This is a genomic window from Blautia sp. HCN-1074 (genome assembly GCF_037890165.1).
Classification (GTDB): domain Bacteria; phylum Bacillota; class Clostridia; order Lachnospirales; family Lachnospiraceae; genus Blautia_A.
Genome location: NZ_JBBKBP010000011.1, coordinates 86,773 through 104,465, shown reverse-complemented (window position 1 = coordinate 104,465; position 17,693 = coordinate 86,773). Strand labels below are relative to the sequence as shown.

The 17,693-nt window shown below is 38.7% G+C and carries 20 protein-coding genes and 2 pseudogenes; 6 read left to right on the top strand and 16 right to left on the bottom strand.

From position 1 onward, the window contains the following. Positions 1-86 precede the first annotated feature (86 nt). Positions 87-332, bottom strand: a complete 246-nt coding sequence (locus tag WKT11_RS11105; protein WP_008369874.1) for a DUF6870 family protein — start codon at positions 330-332, stop codon at positions 87-89. 644 nt (positions 333-976) lie between these two features. On the opposite strand from WKT11_RS11105, the gene WKT11_RS11100 reads away from it, so the two are divergent. Next, positions 977-1,528 carry a helix-turn-helix domain-containing protein gene (locus tag WKT11_RS11100; protein ID WP_015541859.1) on the top strand — a complete coding sequence of 184 codons (552 nt, stop codon included), beginning with the start codon at positions 977-979 and terminating at the stop codon, positions 1,526-1,528. A 95-nt stretch (positions 1,529-1,623) separates the two neighbouring features. Here the strand turns inward: WKT11_RS11100 and WKT11_RS11095 are convergent, their stop codons facing one another. Further along, positions 1,624-1,842, bottom strand: a complete 219-nt coding sequence (locus tag WKT11_RS11095) for a hypothetical protein (RefSeq protein WP_117674290.1) — start codon at positions 1,840-1,842, stop codon at positions 1,624-1,626. Positions 1,843-2,165: 323 nt separating this feature from the next. On the opposite strand from WKT11_RS11095, the gene WKT11_RS11090 reads away from it, so the two are divergent. The 4 genes and pseudogenes from WKT11_RS11090 to WKT11_RS11075 all read left to right on the top strand — a co-directional run. Then, the gene (locus WKT11_RS11090; RefSeq protein ID WP_015541858.1) at positions 2,166-2,537 is read left to right on the top strand and encodes a GntR family transcriptional regulator; all 372 of its coding nucleotides are present in this window, start codon (positions 2,166-2,168) and stop codon (positions 2,535-2,537) included. A gap of 11 nt (positions 2,538-2,548) precedes the next feature. Continuing rightward, positions 2,549-3,406 carry an ABC transporter ATP-binding protein gene (locus WKT11_RS11085; RefSeq protein WP_015541857.1) on the top strand — a complete coding sequence of 286 codons (858 nt, stop codon included), beginning with the start codon at positions 2,549-2,551 and terminating at the stop codon, positions 3,404-3,406. Then, positions 3,403-4,029: an ABC-2 transporter permease gene (locus tag WKT11_RS11080; protein WP_015541856.1), complete on the top strand. Its 627-nt coding sequence runs from the start codon at positions 3,403-3,405 to the stop codon at positions 4,027-4,029. Before WKT11_RS11085 ends, WKT11_RS11080 begins: the two co-directional genes overlap by 4 nt. Positions 4,030-4,137: 108 nt before the next feature. After that, a pseudogene (locus WKT11_RS11075) lies at positions 4,138-4,236 on the top strand (cysteine-rich KTR domain-containing protein); the annotation flags it as partial. Positions 4,237-4,277: 41 nt separating this feature from the next. On the opposite strand, the gene WKT11_RS11070 reads toward WKT11_RS11075, so the two are convergent. From WKT11_RS11070 to WKT11_RS20010, 14 genes and pseudogenes are all read right to left on the bottom strand, one after another. Continuing rightward, positions 4,278-4,937 (bottom strand): DUF6040 family protein, encoded by a 660-nt coding sequence (locus WKT11_RS11070; RefSeq protein ID WP_233435631.1) that lies wholly within the window; start codon positions 4,935-4,937, stop codon positions 4,278-4,280. Positions 4,938-4,950: 13 nt separating this feature from the next. Further along, positions 4,951-6,192, bottom strand: coding sequence for a relaxase/mobilization nuclease domain-containing protein (locus tag WKT11_RS11065; RefSeq protein WP_181977639.1), 1,242 nt, complete (start codon positions 6,190-6,192; stop codon positions 4,951-4,953). Next, positions 6,141-6,521, bottom strand: coding sequence for a plasmid mobilization protein (locus WKT11_RS11060; protein ID WP_181976052.1), 381 nt, complete (start codon positions 6,519-6,521; stop codon positions 6,141-6,143). Before WKT11_RS11060 ends, WKT11_RS11065 begins: the two co-directional genes overlap by 52 nt. Positions 6,522-6,921: 400 nt before the next feature. Continuing rightward, on the bottom strand, positions 6,922-7,119 hold the full coding sequence (locus WKT11_RS11055) for a hypothetical protein (RefSeq protein ID WP_340284322.1): 198 nt from the start codon (positions 7,117-7,119) through the stop codon (positions 6,922-6,924). 223 nt (positions 7,120-7,342) lie between these two features. After that, on the bottom strand, positions 7,343-7,795 hold the full coding sequence (locus tag WKT11_RS11050; protein WP_117674288.1) for a hypothetical protein: 453 nt from the start codon (positions 7,793-7,795) through the stop codon (positions 7,343-7,345). Next, a complete protein-coding gene (locus tag WKT11_RS11045; RefSeq protein ID WP_227235235.1) occupies positions 7,792-8,736 on the bottom strand; it encodes a ParM/StbA family protein in 945 nt (314 codons plus the stop codon). Before WKT11_RS11045 ends, WKT11_RS11050 begins: the two co-directional genes overlap by 4 nt. A 194-nt stretch (positions 8,737-8,930) precedes the next feature. Then, the gene (locus WKT11_RS11040; protein ID WP_227233690.1) at positions 8,931-10,769 is read right to left on the bottom strand and encodes a DNA primase family protein; all 1,839 of its coding nucleotides are present in this window, start codon (positions 10,767-10,769) and stop codon (positions 8,931-8,933) included. A gap of 110 nt (positions 10,770-10,879) precedes the next feature. After that, positions 10,880-11,227: a TnpV protein gene (locus WKT11_RS11035; RefSeq protein ID WP_118392771.1), complete on the bottom strand. Its 348-nt coding sequence runs from the start codon at positions 11,225-11,227 to the stop codon at positions 10,880-10,882. 195 nt (positions 11,228-11,422) lie between these two features. Beyond that, positions 11,423-13,144 carry a S8 family peptidase gene (locus tag WKT11_RS11030; RefSeq protein WP_340284314.1) on the bottom strand — a complete coding sequence of 574 codons (1,722 nt, stop codon included), beginning with the start codon at positions 13,142-13,144 and terminating at the stop codon, positions 11,423-11,425. A 64-nt stretch (positions 13,145-13,208) separates the two neighbouring features. Then, a complete protein-coding gene (locus WKT11_RS11025; RefSeq protein ID WP_340284312.1) occupies positions 13,209-14,780 on the bottom strand; it encodes an AAA family ATPase in 1,572 nt (523 codons plus the stop codon). A gap of 164 nt (positions 14,781-14,944) precedes the next feature. After that, entirely contained in the window at positions 14,945-15,286 is a 342-nt protein-coding gene (locus WKT11_RS11020; protein ID WP_118247367.1) for a hypothetical protein, read from the bottom strand. A 133-nt stretch (positions 15,287-15,419) separates the two neighbouring features. Next, entirely contained in the window at positions 15,420-16,277 is an 858-nt protein-coding gene (locus WKT11_RS11015; RefSeq protein ID WP_118629454.1) for a KilA-N domain-containing protein, read from the bottom strand. After that, a complete protein-coding gene (locus tag WKT11_RS11010) occupies positions 16,267-16,473 on the bottom strand; it encodes a helix-turn-helix domain-containing protein (protein ID WP_118247404.1) in 207 nt (68 codons plus the stop codon). The genes WKT11_RS11015 and WKT11_RS11010 overlap by 11 nt, the downstream gene beginning before the upstream one ends. A 117-nt stretch (positions 16,474-16,590) precedes the next feature. Next, positions 16,591-16,689: pseudogene (locus WKT11_RS20010) on the bottom strand (S8 family serine peptidase); the annotation flags it as partial. A 409-nt stretch (positions 16,690-17,098) separates the two neighbouring features. On the opposite strand from WKT11_RS20010, the gene WKT11_RS11005 reads away from it, so the two are divergent. After that, the gene (locus WKT11_RS11005; protein WP_340284310.1) at positions 17,099-17,413 is read left to right on the top strand and encodes a hypothetical protein; all 315 of its coding nucleotides are present in this window, start codon (positions 17,099-17,101) and stop codon (positions 17,411-17,413) included. Positions 17,414-17,693: the final 280 nt, after the last annotated feature.

The following is a 17,693-nucleotide window of genomic DNA, read 5'->3' as shown; positions in this document are numbered from 1 at the left end:
AGAAACCATGTATCACGTTCATTTTCCCTGACCTCACATTAACATAACATCTGTAGCTTCGCAAGATATTTTTTCAAGACTTGCATCTAATACATCAACTCCGTTCTTTTTCTAAGATAATCGCTAATGGCATCTGTGGCATCCATTTCTCCGGTCATTTCCACGACCACCACATACCCTTCATTCATGTGAGCATACGGCTGATCGCCGGATTTATCCAGAAAAGTTTCCACTTTCTCAGAAATAGCTTTATCCATATCAGGAATTAAATCTTCAATGTCCTTTAACTGCTCCAGATCAACACTGGAATCTATTACTGACTGATTCACCATGATGCTCACCTCTTTTTCCAACATATTCTTTGTATAAGTCGTCCTATACCTACAATTTTCTCAACCGCATCACCTTATCTTTCTTCCTCTTTTCTCCAGTTATCCAGATATCTATAGCATTTTGTATTCTGTTCAGCGTATTGGCTTCCATTCGTATAATCTGTTGTCAGCGTTACATCTGACCTCTATCAAAGTATTTCTGAATGCTGGTAGCTTCCTCGCAAACTTACCAGCCGTTTCCGGAGTATCTTCGACGCTCGCCTGTAAAATCATTTACAGGGTTATGGCATCTGTGGAATCAGATTATACAGCTCTTGCAGTTTTCAAGGTACAAAAGAGAGTTTTTTGAATATCCTTTCACTTATTACAGCCTGGAAACACCAAAATGTTGTTCGCTTCAAAAAAATCCTCTCACTAATAAGGCGTTACAGAGGCACTTTTGACACCCTTTTTTGAAAAATTCATAAAAAATTTACATTCGCCTCTTTTGTTTCGCTTTAATGCGAACCTTATTGTACCGTCATTTTAATTCGCTTTAATGCGAATGTCAAGTGTTTTATTCGCTTCAATGCGAATCTTTCTGTTTACATTCCCTGTTTTTGGTAGTAAAATGGATTTATCAAAAAGAAAGTTGGAAATCTGATATGACAATCGGTGATAAAATAAAAAAAATCCGGACATTCCGAAATATGACACAGGCAGAACTTGGAGCCGCCCTCGGTTGGGGCGATAAAGGCGCAAACCGCCTTGCCCAATATGAAACGAATTACCGGGTTCCCCGCAAAGATCTGGTAACTGAAATGGCTAAGATTCTGGACGTGAATCCGCTGGCACTGCACGAACCTACTACTATGGATGCTTCGGAACTTATGGAAATTCTATTCTGGATTGATGAATTTAACCCGGCAGCAATCAACCTCTTCCAGTTAGAAACCTATCCAATCGAAAAGTGCAATTCTAATGAGGATACCGCTGTCCGTTATCACGATTCTGATAACTGGCCTGCTCATCCACCTGTTGGTCTATGGTTCAACTATGGGGTTCTGAATGATTTTATGAAAGAATGGATTATCAGAAAAGAAGAATTGAAATCTGGTACAATTACCAGAGATGAATATTTTGAATGGAAAATCAACTGGCCGCAGACCTGTGATGGTTGTGGAAAATATGAACCTAAGAAAAAATGGCGAATATAGCAAATACAATGCTCCCCAAAACTGGAAAATATTCCAATAATGGGGAGTTACTATTCTTTTTTAATCTAATGCTCTTCTGCTATATGTATTTTTCATCACTCAACTACTTTATAGCCAGCATTTGTAATTACACAAATCGCTTCGCTTTTTCTTTCAATATATTTTTCTTTCAAACAAGCATTAAGCACCTCTTCCCAAACAGCATATTCCCGTCTATCTGGATATTCTTTAACAACTACTTCACTGCCAATCTGAATATATGGTAACCGCTTAATTTTTAGATACGATAGAAAAAATCCCCGACTACTTTTCAATAGCCGGAGCACCTTGACAATTCACATATGATCAATTTGATTCGTTTGCACGACGTTCGATTTCAGCTTTGACGATTTCGTTCCATGGAGCCAGAAGTTCTTAATTTATCATCGCTCATCCTATCATTATCGTGCTGATTTGCACAAAGAAATAACCTTGTTATGCCGGTTGACAGGTTGGATTACGCTGATTTTTTGAAAACTTTATATGGTATATTTTAATGAATTGTAGGATTACTTTATTGACATTTCTGACACTATCATATACACTGTACATATCGTATAAGTACGCATATATCGGAAGGTGGTGAGAGGAAATTAGAATGGAAATTATCATAAGTAATAGTAGTGATAAGCCTATTTATGAACAAATTGCTATGCAGATCAAGAGTTTAATCATGAATGGTACCCTATTTGCCGGAGAAGCCCTGCCTTCCATGCGTGCACTGGCAAAAGACCTGCATATAAGTGTTATTACTGTTCAACGAGCTTACGAAGATTTAACTCGAGATGGGTTTATCGAAACCGTATCGGGAAAAGGTAGTTTTGTTGCATCACCAAATAAAGAATTTATTCAAGAAGAACAACTACGAATAGCGGAAGAACTTTTAGAAAAGGTTGCTATAATCGGTCGTACCCATGGTATCAGCTATGAGCAAATGGCTAATATTCTAAAACTATTTTTTGAAGAATGAGAGGTGGAATTATGGAACAGAACAGTATTGTTGTAAAAAATGTGACTAAAAAATTTGATGATTTTATGTTAGATCATATTTCATTTACAGTTCCTACAGGACGTATTGTGGGTTTCATAGGAGAAAATGGTGCTGGAAAAAGTACAACTATCAATTTAATTTTAGACCAGTTGAAGTTGGATGCGGGTGAAATAAGAATATTGGGTAAACAAAATCATTCTTATTTGCATAAAGAAAACATTGGTGTTGTTTTTGACGAATGTAAATTCCATTACGTCTTAAATGCAAAAGATATTGCCCAAATCCTTTCGGGATCTTATAAAACATGGGATATGAATTTGTTTGAAGAATATATGAAACGCCTTGATGTTCCATTAAATAAATCAATAGGGCAACTTTCAAAAGGTATGAAGATGAAATTGTCAATTATTTGTGCACTATCGCATAGACCCCAGATTTTGATTTTAGACGAAGCAACAACAGGGTTAGATCCTGTTGTACGAGATGAAATTTTGGACATTTTTTTAGAATTTATTCAAGATGAAGAACACTCTATTTTGTTCTCTACACATATAACCTCTGACATACAAAAGGTTGCTGACTATGTAATTCTGATTCATAATGGAAAAATTATTTTTGAGGAAAAGAAAGATGACCTCATTTATAATTATGGAATTATACGCTGTAAAAAATCAGAATTTAATACTGTTTCACCAGATGACTATGTATGTTGTCGAGAAACAAATCTTAGCGTGGAATGCTTAATACATGACAAAGTAGCTGCAAAAAAAAGATACCAAAATCTAATTATTGATAATGCTTCTATTGAGGACATTATGCTGTTCTATATCAAAGGAGGTGTCAAATGAAAGGATTGGTTTTTAAGGATTTATTGCTTATGAAGAAAATGAATAAAAAAGTCATTTTTGTAATGTATTTTTTTGTAATAGCAATTTCATTCTTCGGAGAGAATGAAGTTTACTCAATTATGTCATCGGCTTTTTTTTCACTTTTTATCGGTATGCACTTAATGATGACCATGACCTATGATGGATTGACTTCATGGAAACAATATGAATTAACCTTGCCGCTGAGTAAGTACCAAATCATTTTCAGTAAGTATTTGACTAGCTTGCTTCTTGTTCCGATTAGTATAATGGGTACAGTTATCATTTATATCATTCGTTATGTGGTTTATCATAATTTTACGCTTAGCCAGTTTGGTTTTTCTATCGCCATTGCAATAGCATTACCTGTTTTATGGTGTTCTATATGTTTAGCAATAGCACAGTGGTTTGGCTATATGAGTGTTCAGTATGTGAGAATGATTTGCACACTTCTCGTTATCTTTTTCGTAAGTAAAATATCAAAAGATATGAAATACGTTACTCAAAATTTGGTTAAAAATTCTATGTTGATTGCTATTTTTGTTTTGGGTATAGTAGTTGCATCGTATTTTGTTAGTGTTATAGGATATTCAAGGAAAAAATAAAAAGTAGAGGCGCAAATAAAAGTAAGTGTCGAGTGGGTGCATTTCCCTGTCTACGGAAATAAAACACGCGACAAAATCTGAGAAAATGAGCCAGTAAAAAAATTTTCCACTCTTTTGTCGAAGTGCAAAAGCGAATGCCTAATCGACATTGAACAATTCCATATAACTGCTATTAAAACGCCAGACGCACAGCCGCAGAGCCGATAATACACAGTTCTTGAACTGTGGTTATCGGCTTTTGTATTTTCCTAATCATAGTGATTATCAGCATACAGGCTTTTCTCTTCAAACTTCTTTTGAAAATATATTTTAAGCAACATGATTCCCACATTGATAAATCCAAATGTCAAAATCAAATTCACTGGCAGATATTCTCTAATTACATCTCCAAGTACTGCTATCCCCGAAAGACTTCCGATTAAAAACATCTGTGAAATTTTATCCCACATTTTTTTGTATTTCTTTATTATTTCCATAATTATCGCCATTATAATTACCACTATGAGAAGGACAGCTACGATTGCCAGAATTCTGATAACCCATGCTTCTCCACATGTATATGCTATTTTCTGGTTAAATCCGTTATCATAGGTTGGATGTGCCAACCATTCACAAAATTGAAAATACCACATGAATGGAGTCCTGAAAAAATCTATGAAATCATTTTGAAAAGCACCGTTCTGTATAATTACAAACAGGATTACCGTAATGTATCCCATTCCCCAAAAATATTCCGTATCCCTCATTTTTTCGGTTCTGGCTTTTACTTCTTTTTTCGCTTTACGGATTTCCAGCTCTGCCCGTTTCTTTTCGTTACGGGCCTTTGTTTCTGCCTGTTCCATCTTTTTCTCTGCTTCTTTCTGTTTCTTCTGTGCTTCATCTACTGCTTCAACAGATGATTTATTCACCTGTATCTGAAGTTTAGAGTTCTGGTCCCGAACGTCTCTTATTTCTTCTTCGAGCTGCTCTTGCTCGCTCCTGCTCTTCAAACCATTCCTGTTCCTCAGATCGTCGTTGCTCTGCTGAAGCGATTGATTCAGCTTCTGCGTTTCGGACAGTTCTGTTGTTAGACGCTGAATTTCTACGGTTGATTTCCGAACTTCTTCTCGCAATCTCTGCCTGTCGGATAAGATCGTCTGTTTCTCTTCTTCCAGTGTCTGTATCTGCTTTTTCTGTGTTCGCATGAACTCTTTCGCTTTCTTGAAACTCTGTACGAGAATATCCCTCTCCACTTTGAGCTTGATTGGTGATTCCTCTGGTGTCTGCAATGGCTGCGTCAAGCTCTCTGTAATAGTTTCTGAGTTCTTCGTCTGCTCTGCTGTCTCTGTTGGCTGAATCTCTGTCTTTTTGCCTATTTCTATCAAATTCATTCTCCAATCCCTCCTTGCTGATGTCCAGATGGAATGTTTTTGACAAATTGCTGTCTCGCACTTTCTTCCCATCCTGGTTCTGAAAAGTGATGTGCTTCCGTTTCTCTGTCCAGTTTACGTTCCATCCAAACTGTTTCATTTTTTCTATAAACTTTTCTTTGCTGATACAATTTTCCAGTGCCTTTAATACCGCCATTGCACAATCCGCTACAAAACTGTCCTTTACCTGTTGACGGAACAGGTTATATTTATCTTTGCTCCACGCAATGACTTCCCCTTTTTCAATCTGGCTTCCATCAAAGTGCTTTCCTTTCTCGGCAACTGTCAGTCCTCGTTCCCGGCACATCTGATTGGTAAGCTGTTTCATACGTTCCAGATCTTTTCTGGTGTTATGCAGCTTTCTCCCATCTTCATAACTCACTGAATTAGTAACCAAATGGCAGTGGACATGGTCTTTATCCTTATGCACAGCCACTAAGGTCTGGAATCCACTGAACCAATTTTCTGCAAACTCTTTTCCAAATTCAAATGCCTGCTCCGGGGTGATCTGCTCATCCTTATGCCAGGAAATAATGTTGTGGGCATACATTCTCCCTGTATCTTTATTCCACATCTTCTTTTCTTCCAAAAAGGTTCTGTACACTAGATCATAATTAATTTCATTGTGACAGTACGGGCCTGTTACATAAGTAAGCAGCTCACTTGTCTTGTCCTGCCGTAAAACATATTCAATACAATTTCTCATTGCTCCATGTGTATTTGTCCGCTTATTAATCGTCTTATTAACTGCCATATCCTTTCACTCTCCTTCCGATACTTGAGAATATTTTTATTGAGGAAATACAACATACTGTCGTTTGGGATTTCTCCATCTGTATGCAGTTTTCTTGCAATCTGGTTGATATTTGTCGTAGCTCCCCGGAGCTGACAAAGGATATCCGCAAACATCTGGTTCAGTCTTTTCAGTTCTTCTATTTCCTCTGCCGATGCTATCTTCAAGTCTGCGATTGCTTTTATCACAACTTCCTGTTGTGTTCTTCCTGATTCTTTCACCTTGTTTTGAAGCAGATCATATTCTGCTTTATTCATCCGTATGGTTACTGTATGATTTCGTTTTCTCATAGGCTTTCTGCTCCTTTCTTTGCTTAATTTTCATTCTTTATTGACAGATACGATATTCTGGCTGATAAACCAATAAAGGGATTCCATAAGGGTGCTGGACATCCAGTGGATGTCCGTTTAGCACCGACCGAAGTGGAGCGAAGACAACGCCCCTTTGGTGGGTGCAGGGTGAAACCCTAGTCAATCAGTAAATGTTCCGTAGGAATGTCCGGTGGACATTTCGCAGGAATACTTACGCCATTGACGTGCCGGGGTTCCAGGGGCAGAGCCCTCTGGCAAGTTTAGGAACAGCCCAAAGGCTGGCTCCGGTGCAGAGTGACTTGCCACTTTGCGAAACTTGCCTGTCATCGCCCCACCACTGAACCGACACCCACCAAGCCATATTTTCCACCCTACATTATCAGATCAAAATGGAGATGACGGTGGTTTTGTGGTGCAGGGACAGACTGTGGAAGAAAGAGAAAAGCTCCCATTTCGATAGATTTTCTCTTTCTGAAACAGGCTGTTCATGCATCACTCCGATGCGAAGTATCGGACAATCATGTGCCGTATCCGGCACTCTATTCTTTTCTTCGCCTTGCTTGTTCAATCCACCCATCTGCCAACGCTTTTCTGTTATATTTTCCTTTTATTTCTACCTTTCTTTTTCTGGATCTCTTTCCATTTCTGCTAAAAGACATAAAAATAGCAGTCATAAACATTTCTTCAATTCATAATGTCTGAAATGCCACCACTGCCATTGTCTTTTTCTGCTATTCTATTTTTGTAAAGCTATTCCTTACTGTCAGTCTGTTTTCCTCTTACTGCTATTTCATAACCATCTAAAAACTGTCTGCAAAATCCAATGCTGCATCCATATCAGCTTCTTTCTCCCAGTCCGGATTATCCTCTGCGATCTCTCCATCCGTTTTCTCCATTGTTAGTGTTCTTTCCGGCAGATTAATTTCTCCTACCGATTCTTTTACAAACGGTACAAGCATTTCCAGCAGGTTCTTCGCCATAGCCATCGGGACGGATTCTTTTACTCCATCCCGGATAGCTGTTTCCACTCTTTCCAGAAAAGCATCTTCCTTTTCTCTGGTTTCCAGATACGGATCTGCTTCATTCCTGTACTCTCTGGAAAAATAATCGTTTAAAGCAACTACAACTGCTCTGGTGTACGATTTATATTTTTCCCTGTCCATCGTCTGCAAATATTCCCATGCCTGTCTGTCCTGTTCATCACAAAGATTTAAACGGATATTTGTGTTGATGATTTTCCGTTCTTTTCTCATACAAGCATCCCTCCGTTTCTCTGGATTTTCCTTACGGTCATTGCTTCATAGCCTTTCGCTGTGGCACAGATGTCCCGTACAATTGTCACCCGGCTCTTGTCATATTCTCCAAAATTCTGGATCATACAACCTCCACCGCCTACCACATACAGACGCATCAATTCCGGATTGTATTCCCGTTCTCTCAGCTTATGGAAGATTTCTTTCGTATAATCTCCGGCAGCTTTACGAATGACTGTCAGATATTTCTCACCAATATCTGCTGTACCAGTACGGATCACCTGCTCAATCACCAGATCGTCCACCACTGTTCCCAGTTCTTTCAGCAGGGATTCCCTTACAGCAAGCACACACTGATGTGTTCCATATTTCTCTGTAAAGCATTTCTTCTCTAATGGACGGAAATTGTTGATATACATGATGTTCATAGTTCCGTTTCCGATATCCACAAGCATGTTGATTCCTTTGAAATCCTGTAAGCGGTAAAAGGCTGCTGCAAATCCCTGTGGGTAAATGTCAGCACCTGCAAACTCCACATGATACTCTTTATTGCGGAATATAAAATCCACGCTTTCATTCTGGAGGAGATATTTCTGGAAATCTTCTTTCTGTGTAGCTACCCAGGTAAGCGGAAGTCCGGCTGCAATGTGCACCTTCGCCTGATTCATTCCTTTCCCATCCAGTTCCCTTGCGATAGCCACCAGTGTCAGCACATAATAGTCCTCATCCTGCGTTTTCTCTGCACAGAACTCCTTGTGTTCCTCTCCGATCTGGTAATACATGCCATTGTAAACAAGAAGATTATTCTGGAAGATTGGCTCCTTGTCATATCTGGCTACACCGGATGGAAAGCATCTGGTGGCTGTTTTCATGTTTCCATACCCATGATCAATCCCGATCACCATAACTGTCTCATTATTGTTGTTTTTCATCATTCTCATAATCATACCTCATACTTTCTTAATATTTATTTTTGACTTTCTCCCAAATTCGGGAAAAACCTATATTTGTATCAGCTAAAATGTTGATACATAAAAAGGGCAGTCAGTGTAAAAAAAGCAAAATTTTATGTACTTTGGCAGCTATCTTTGTTATTTCTCCTGCTCCGGTAACATTTCTTTTTGCTTATTTTGCCCTAAATGCCCTTAATTCCCTGATTCATATTTAACTGTAACTGTTTATAATCTGTATCTGTTTCTTCAAAAGGTATTCTTTCTTCTGGATCTACAGGACAAAAATCTTCTTCCTTAACTGCAATATCCTGATAATAAAACTCACCATTGTACTGCTTCAGAAGGAAACCTTTATCTGTCATATTCCTGAAAAAGTTAGATTTACCATGCCCCTGTCTGCCATTCTCTTTGCAGTATTCCTCATACATATGGAACACTTCACTTCGTTTCAGACGTTTTCCTTTGGCACGCACCAATGACTCATCAATAAAAGCACAGATACTATCTGACGTCCGTTGCACTTCTCTTACACATTCTTTGCTGTGTTCGCTCTCCGTGAACTTTCCCTGTTCGTACAGATTTTTCAATGCAATCATCGCCATATGAATTGCATAATCAGATTCTGCCTGTACCTTTTCCTTTAAGTGCAGATCTTTTTCACCACTTTTTACTACCCGGTTCATATCGAGAATCAGTAGTCTACGGTAAAAAGCATCTGACTTATCCTCAAGATTCTGCGGCATTTCATTGGTAGAAAAAAGCAGCTTCGCATAAGAGTGGAAATGAATTGCATCCTGTCCTTTTTTCTCATAAATCAGTGTGTCCTCACCGACTGCTTTCTTTAATACATCTGTATTCTCCATTGCCTTGCATGGAATATCCGCACAGGCATTTAACAGCTTTCCATACATTCCAGTCGCATAGAATCGTTTATTTAAATCCTGTAAAGAAATGCTGGACATATTGGTGATTCCAACGACATGCTGGATCAGCGATACTGCCACCGACTTTCCTGTTCCACCATTTCCTTTCAGTGTAAGGAATTTCTGAAACTGCGTATCCTGTGTCATGCAGTATCCAAAATACTCCCAGAATGTCTGCTGTTCTTCTTTGTTCGGAAGAGAAGATGCAAGATACTTTTTGATATTTTCTCCACCTTGTAACACCTGCTCACAATCCTCTGGATAATAGGGAAATGGTATCTGATTGATTGTCAGATAATCCGGATTGTGTTCCAGCATTTCACCCGTAACCGGATCATAATATCCATTTTTGAAGTTGATCCACCGCACAGGCTGTTTATTTAGTTCATATGCCTCTCGGTGAACTTTTGGCTGTGTGATCAGCAGATTATAGATTCTTTTGATCACTCCACTCTGTACCTGATCTCGATAGATCAGCTTCTGGATACGGTATTTCATTCTTACCCCATCATGGTCTTCCATGAAAACGCCATGCTCATAATAATACGGTGTGATTCCTACCACAAAAAACTGAACATTCTCCACCAGATAATCTACAATCTCCATATCCCGGACACCTTTCACATTTCCTTTTGCATCAAATAAGTGAAAACGACTCAGTTCCGGTTCTTCTCTCGGATCTCGTTCAAAACGCAGAATATACTGTTCCAGTAATTTCTCAACTTCTTTCTGATTATCCAGTTTGCCAAGATACTCTTTCTCTTTGAACAACTGCCAGCCTGCTTTTCCGTCGAGACCAGCGTCTTTGAAAAATGTCTGTAACTTATCATTCATCCACTTCACCGTACAGGCAGACACATAATGATAGGCACTCTGACAGCTTCCAGTAAATTGAATAGACCTCATTTCCTCTATAAAGGAATCTGCACTGAAATAATACCCATCATCTTCCTGCACCAGACAAAGTGCCTGATAACCTGACATCACAATATTCAACGCTATATCCTGATTGTCCACCAGAAAGATATAGGTCTGTGCTGTCCCTTCCGGATTGGTTTCCATATAATGCTTCAAAAACTTCTTGTTCAAACTTATCACTTCCTTTCAGGCAAAGAAAAAGACGCAAGCCATATTTTATGACTCACGCCTTACTTCGCTCACAATATTCTATTTTTATCAGTTACTGCCAGATTAGTTACTGGCAATCCTTATACATAAATCAATTCCTTGAGAATAATCTCCTCCGCAATCGCTCTGTGCTGATTGGCAGCTCTTACCCATGCCATCTGGTCTTTCTCCTTATCCGGCAGCGGTTCTTTTTCTTCCAACTGTTTCAGAATTACCTCCTCCCGTTCCCTAGCTGCCTTGTCCACTTCCAGAAGATGCTCTCCAATGGTATCCTGTAAAAGCATCACCTGATACGTTGAATTTCGATGGTTTTTCAGATAATCTCTACGTAAGAATCCATATTTGCCAAGTTGCTCCATCTGCTCACCGGATTTATAGGTGAGATTCGGGATCAGGTATTCATTTACATTTGTATAAGTCAGTTTCATATTACTGTGACCTCTCTTTCGTTTAAACTTTTATCTGTAACAAAACCAGATGTTCATGTTACGTCATTGCTACAAATCTTTCTTTCCATATCATTTTGAATCCAACCCGGGCAGATTTTCTTCAAAATCATGGTGAAAGTGCTTCGTTTCTGTGTCGGAAAAATGAACGGAAACACTTGATTTTACTGACTTTCTTCAATGTAACCTTATTATAACGTCCTCCCCCCATCCCACCTCTTCATTGGGATACTCCTCGTACCCCGGTAATGGTCTGGCACCTCTTCGGAGATAGGCTTTTACTTTTTCCCCATAGAGGTAGGGATCGTTTCCATTTACAATCCCCCATTGCATTAACAATGCTGCGGCTCCGCTGACAAAGGGTGCTGCAAAGGAAGTCCCTGTTACTGTTCTATAACCGCCGCCGGGTACGGGAGCAACTATGTTTACTCCAGGTGCAACCAGATCCGGCTTCAGATATGGCAGCCTCCTGCTGCCCCTTCCGGAAAAATCCGCATAGGAGTCAACCAGCGAATCATATGCCCCAACTGCAATAATCCGCCGGGCAGTAGCGGGTATGGTCAAAGTTCCATATGCCCTTGGTTCATAAAACCCGGTTCCTCTGTTCAGGGTATTTCCACCTGGCAGCCACAGGTAATAATCTCCTCCCCTGACCTTTTTTCCACTTAGAATGATTTTCCAGTCTCCACTGTCCACATAAGTTTCCACAGGAAGGAAATCTATGTAGATTTCCTGTGTCAGATGATAGGGTCCAGGTTTTCCATAATAGATTAAAAGCTCTGTATTTCCCAGTTTGTACCTCTGAGGACCAAGCTTTTCATCTAAGGGGCCGATCCGGTTTCCGGATGGATTTTCAATATAAATACTCATCTCATCCTCATAAGCTTTCCATAACTGCACATTTAATGTTGGTTCCCTGCTGCTCACAGATAATTCTATCTGTCTGGTCTGTCCCTGTTTCAGGGTTCCGCCCTCATGCAGAGGCTGATTGCCATTGTTTCCTGTACCTGTACAGATAACCAGACGTCCCGTAGAAGAAACCATATCTATATATGTTTCAAGAAGGGAATCTCCCTTATGTGACCCATAGTTATTTCCAAAACTGATATTGATAACCATCGGCCGCCCCAGAAACAATGACTGACGCACCAAATAATCAATTCCCTGTATCAGTTCGGTTGTTCTTGGGAAAGAATTTTCTCTGGGAATCCCCATTTTTACCACTATCAGGTCACTCTCATAAGCTACTCCCTGATTGACTCCATCGGAAGCTCTCCCGTTTCCTGCCGCGATTCCCAGCACTGAGGTTCCATGTCCACTGTAATCCACAGATGGAACAAGGCGCCTGCCCTGGTTTTCTCCAAGTGCAAGCGCCTCATCTATTTCTTCTTTCGTATATTCTGTTCCTGTCACATATCCCTGCGGTGGTTTTCCCGGGATACTCTGGTCCCACAGCCGCAAAATCCTGCTACTCCCATCTGCATTTCTGAAATCCGGGTGAAAATAATCAACTCCGGAATCGACGATACCTATCAGAATTCCTTTTCCTGTCAGCCCGTCTCTGCCAGTCTGCACTGTTCGGATACAGCTGGCTCCTTTTGCCTGAAATAGTTCAAAATAGAGTCGTTTTGGTTTTTCTATAAATTCTACCTGTACACGGTCTGAATAAGCATCAATTTCCGATTCCGGCAAAGTTACAACAGCATAGCCGCCAAGCAATGGCACTACCTGAATCCCGTTGCCAGCCAGCCCACTCTCCGGACCACTGTATTTTACAATAATGTCCCACTGCCTCGAAGTCATATCATATCCTATATTCAGGTTCTCAGATTTCCTGCGTTCCTCTGGTGTCGCATCCATAGCCAGATTTAAGAGATTATCTATTTTCTGATCTGCCATAAACATTTCCTTCCGCTTCAAACCTGTTATACATTTAATCATACAGCCTGAAACCGCATAGTTCTTATTTACTATATTCCTCTATCACACAATTATGTTCCTTTGTTTTCTTATCATAATTCACACCAACAAGAAGAATATTTCCTTTATATTCTTCCAGACTGGCGCAATACTCTTTTTTCCCGATCTGCGCAATTGCTCCCTCTGCACTCTGATTCCACTTTAATTCAACTACCAGCGCAGGTTTTTCCTGAAATTTTCTTCGCGGGATAAAAACAAGATCCGCAAATCCTTTTCCACCAGCCATTTCTCTGTGAACTGTGTAGAAATTTCTTGCTGCATACAAGGCGAGCGATATCGTATAACTTAACGCATTCTCATCATTGTACTGTATATGAGATGTCTCGAAATGTGCCTGTCTGATCCCTTCCGCTACCTGCGCAGGTCTTCTCTGCCAGATTGCATTGAGTGTATCTGCAGAATTCTTCAAAGCCTTTGAAACTTCTCCCCAGTCAGATGCCGCAACACTGTTCACATATTCTGTACGTACTTCACTGTTGGGTATTTTTACAATTTTGTTGTCATAATCATAAGCAAGATACCCCAAATGAATTAATAAAGTAAGAACATCATCTTCTGTACGAAATGTTGCCATATCATTTGCAAAGCTTCCTGTATTTACCGGAACGCTTTCTCCTGCGATCATACTTAGAACATCATCTTTTAAGCCTTCAAAATTCATGTCAATGTATACTTGTAAAGCTTCAAATGTCTCTGTCTGGTTCCAGTAATTCCCTATTTTTCTAAACCTCATGCAGCTCACCACAGAGCGTGGACTGTAAATAGACAAAGCTTTCTCAAAAGAATATCCGTCATACCAACTTTTCACTTCCTGCATATCCATGTTGTATGTTTTACATAGATTCCTTACTTCTTCCTCTGTAAATCCTACATACTCCGCAAGTGGTCCCGGATCGATCATCGAAAATTCATCAAACATATTCAATGCAGAATGTGTTCCATATTTCTTAATTGGAAGAATCCCAGTCATATATACAAGGGCAAGATAGCCTTTATCTTTCAGTAAATCTCTTAAAAAATCCAGATACTTTTCCTGTGCTTCTCGGTCTGTTTTATATTCTCTGAAAATGCAATCCCATTCATCAATAACTACGACAAACTGCCTCTTTGTTTTATTATAAACATCCTGCATAGTTCTCATCAGATTGGTCTCATCAAAATATCGAAAATCCGGATACTTTTCCAACAGATCCCAGATCACACTTTTCCTAATCAGCGCAATCATTTCTTCTACTGTATCACTCTGGCTTAAAAATTCCTGCATATTGAGAAATATCGTATCATATTTGTTTAAATATTTTTCAAAACTCTCACATGATGCAATTTTGAATCTTGAAAAGAGTTCTTTTGAATCAGCCTCGCAATTGTAATAGGCAGCGATCATGTTAGCTGTAATAGATTTTCCAAAACGGCGTGGACGGCTAATGCAAATATACTTTTGTGTTGTCTGAGCAATCGAATTCAGATATTCTAAAAGCTCTGTTTTATCTACGTATATGCTGGAATTTACTACTTCCATGAAATTATTTATATCTGGATTTAAATAATTTCCCATTCCGATTTCACCTCCGCATTTATTTTGATTTTCCTTTGCTTCTTATTATAAGGCATAAATCAAAGACAGGCAATATTTGTCTTACTTATCCCCATCTGTTCTGGCATCGGCAATGATTGCGCCCCGAAAATATTAATTAATTGCCATAAAAAATATACAACTTTTTATAGCATCATAATAATTGCATCTATAATAATCTCCGTCAGCAAACTAAGGAGTACACTTCCTAATATCGTGCAAAGAACAATTCCCATTATAGGATGTCTTACTTTCCATTTTGTCATCATCCCATATATTTTCTGCTCTAAACAACTTTCTTTGTCCCAGAATACATACATTTTGCTTTTCTTTACACAACCTTTTGTCTTTTCTTCGCTGAATTCTCCAATAATATCCGCATAAATATACATTTTGTAATAAGTAAGTCTTCTGTGCATTTTTTCTTCTATATTATTTTTTGTTTCAATAAAAAATTGCATATCATTATAATTATAAACGTAATCCATATTTTCCTCTTCCGTGGTTCTCATATCCCGTATCAAATATTACGATATACGAAAAATTATCTTATCATCGTCACCATACTATTGTTTTTTTGGGCAATTTAACTTTTATAAAATGCACTAACATATACCCGGTTCATACCTCTGGCAGTGCATCATCACTCTCTATCATTTTAATCTCTTCTGCTGTATTCAAGACATTCAGCTGATATTCAGCAATCTCTTGCAATATTTTGAATCTTTCTTCTTTTTCTTTTCCTTCGCGCAACATCTGTGCGTTATGTGATTCCAGATTAGAAAGAACTGTTAATTCATTAATTGTTGCAAAATCTCTGACATTATTTTTCTTAGCAAGTTCAGGATTTGCTTCTCTCCATGCTTTCGCCGTAAATCCAAATAATGCCACATTTAATATATCCGCCTCTTCCGCATATGCCAGCCATTGAAGGTTTTCTCTGTAATTCATTTGAGGAAGCAAATATTTTTTTACAGCATCCGTCTGAATCAGATAATTATTTTTACTTAAGAAACGTTTTGCATCCCATTTTTTCTGATCAGAGTTGTTTTCTTCTTCCTTCAAGCGCTGAAATTCCTTTATCAGATATAACTTAAACACAGGACTTATTGCAGAGGCAAACTCAAAAGCAATATCTTTGTGTGCATATGTGCCACCATATTTTCCACGCTTTACATATAATCCAATGGCATTTGTTTTATTTATCCATTCCGCTACACTTAATACAAATGTATGTAACCCCGCCTCTGTTTTAAAGTGGTCGAATTCGACCACTTTAAAATCGGAATTATAAATTTTCTCCCAAGTTCCCAAAAACTCCAATGTATTTCTGTTTCTTAACCAGTTTTTCACAATATCTGCACAACGTGAATCTCCTGACTTCGCCTTAGCAATATCTGTAATACAAATATAATCGTCTAACTCTTGTTTTGAAATAGAAATCTGCACATTTTGTACTTCGATTACTTTATTCTTCATTCACATCTTCCTTTACAATAAGATTGTCCATCTTTACCTTATACGCTAACAAACGCAACACATAGTCCGGCATCTTTCTGGTTCCTCGTTCCCATTCTGTTACCGTCCTGTACGGGATTTCAAAATATTCACAGAATTCTTTTCTATTCATTCCTGTACTTTCCCGTAATTTTTTTATTTCGTCTTTTATTTCCATTTCTTTCCCCTTTTTGCTTTTACACATTGTGTATATATTGTAACATATTTTTTTATCAGTCACAACATTTATCATCTTCATTTTGGTATACTCCCGGCGGTACACAGCGCGCCACCCTATTTCTTCTTTCGTATATTCTGTTCCTGTCACATATCCTTGCGGTGGTTTTCCCGGTATGCTCTGGTCCCACAGCCGCAAAATCCTGCTGCTTCCATTTAGTTTTCCCTGCTTTGATCTATGATCATCTGGCAGATTTCCTGTTTTGGTTTTCCAAGTGCTGCTCCCAGTTCTGCATACAGCAGATCCTAAAGTCTGATTTATAATACCGCCATACGTCGGTCTCAGAGCCGGTGCAGCCGCTGACACAAGTCTGTTTTCGTTGATACTCCGAACGTATCCATCACCGCATATCTATAATTGAAACATAAAATTTCTCCTAAAAAAATTTTTTTATGGATATATTTCAGAATAAACACTCAATCGACACATCACTGAAATATCTAAAAAAATTTTACATAAATTTTTCATTAGCGCGCATGTGTATTTTACAAAGCATTCCTATAATAGGAAACAAAGAAATGAGAAAACATTATACATTCATAGATATAAGAAAAGAGGAATGATTATGTATCAGACATTATGGACTTCTATTAACAATCAGGTAAAAAAATCACATGCTTCTGCCGCTTTTCTGGCAGTTTCACTTATTGAATGGACAACACTCGGACTTCTGGCAGGATTTTTCATCTCTATAATTGGCGGAATGTCTGCTATTACCAAACTGACTGTTATCCTTTGTGCCGGTGGATATACCGGACTGATTTTTGGTTTCTTTGGCGGAATTTTATATCTGTACAGAACAGATTCCCGCCATTCCTCAGCAGAATCTTCTCCCTCTGCTACCGCCAGACTCTCTCTTAAGAGTAAAACAGCTGCCTGATTTATATCAGACAGCTGTTTTATTTTTCTACAAAATGGATTCTCGTCTCATCAAAACGATTCTCCATCGGTGCAATACCGATCCACACACCGCCAGGTCCCAGTGCATCTGTTTCCAATCAAATATATTACTTCTTAATTTTTTCTATCATACACTGATGTTCTTTATCTTTTTTCGAATAATTAATACCTACCAGAAGAATGTTTCCAGCATATTACGCTGAGACTTTTTTATCTTTGCAATCAGATACAAAAACGCTATCACAACCAGTTTAAGAAAG